This is a genomic window from Arminella tubonensis (genome assembly GCF_003240585.1).
Classification (GTDB): Bacteria; Pseudomonadota; Alphaproteobacteria; order Rhizobiales; family Rhizobiaceae; genus Rhizobium; species Rhizobium tubonense.
The window spans coordinates 1-1,160 of sequence record NZ_PCDP01000042.1; the positions used below are offsets into that span (position 1 = coordinate 1).

The window sequence follows — 1,160 nt, forward strand, 5'->3', positions numbered from 1 at the left end:
ATACCAATCCTCATTGATCAGAACCCATTCGCCCATTTTCTACGTCCGATTGACATGATCTTCCACGGTTGGCTTTGGAGAGTACGCCAGGCGTGGCAGCAATGATCGACGATGTCCTCGTAGGATTTGAAGATGCGGTTCGAGAGCCAATTTTCGCGCATATATTGCCAGATGTTTTCGACTGGATTGAGCTCGGGCGATTTGGGTGGCAGAGGAAGGACGGTGATATTCTCTGGGACAGCCAAGTTGTTGGACATGTGCCATCCTGCCTGATCCATGATGAGGATGGCGTGGGCACCGTCGGCGACATTTCTGGAAATCTCGATAAGATGCTGGTTCATGGCATGGGTATCGCACCATGGCATAACGAGAGCAGCTCCCTTGCCGTGCCTGGGGCAGATCGCACCGAAGATATAGGCGGAGCGTGTGCGCTGGTCGTGCGGTGCCGATGGCCTTGATCCACGCTTGGCCCAACGGCGGGTGATCTTGTTCTTCTGGCCTATTCGCGCCTCGTCCTGATACCAAATTTCAATCACTTTACCCTTGGCGGGGCCGGTGGCGATCTCTGCCACTGCGGTAGGGAATTTTTTTTAAACGCCTCAACTGCGTCAGTATCCTGCGCGTGATGCCTCGGGCGTGCGGAAAGTTTGCGGTAGCCCAGCGACCGGACTTCGCGGCCCAAGGTCTGCTCGCTTACCGAGACACGGAATTCCTCCCACAGCCACTGGACCAGATCGCACAAACGCCAGCGAACAACGCCATCGAGATAGGGTGTGGGGCCGCGCTCGATGGCCTTTTCCAAGGCCGCGCGCTGATCAGCGTTCAACAGCGACGGCTTGCCGGGAGCCTTGCCGTTGATCAGTCCTTCGGGACCGCGGGCGTTGAAGCGCACTACCCAGTCCCGGACAATCTGTAGGGTCACGCTGCCGAGCCGGGCAGCATCTGCACGAGAGCCCCCATCATAGATTGACGCAAGCGCCAGGAGCCGTCGAGCTTGGCTGGCATCCTTCGTTTGTCGGGCCAGAAGACGCAATTTGTCCCCATCAAAATCCACTCGCAAAGAAACCGCCGAACCCATCGCAAACCTCCTGTTTGCGCCATCGATTCAGATTCGCACGCTTTTGGGAATCCCGAGAGTCAATTTCAATGAGGGTTGGTAT

The 1,160-nt window shown here is 56.8% G+C and carries 1 protein-coding gene; it reads right to left on the reverse strand.

What is annotated here, in order from left to right; translation table 11 throughout:
• Positions 1 to 17: 17 nt before the first annotated feature.
• A protein-coding gene (locus CPY51_RS21730; protein WP_111162327.1) for an IS630 family transposase occupies positions 18 to 1,078 on the reverse strand; the annotation gives its coding sequence in 2 pieces (ribosomal slippage) (positions 18 to 586 and positions 586 to 1,078; 1,062 coding nt in all).
• Between the last annotated feature and the right edge of the window lie 82 nt (positions 1,079 to 1,160).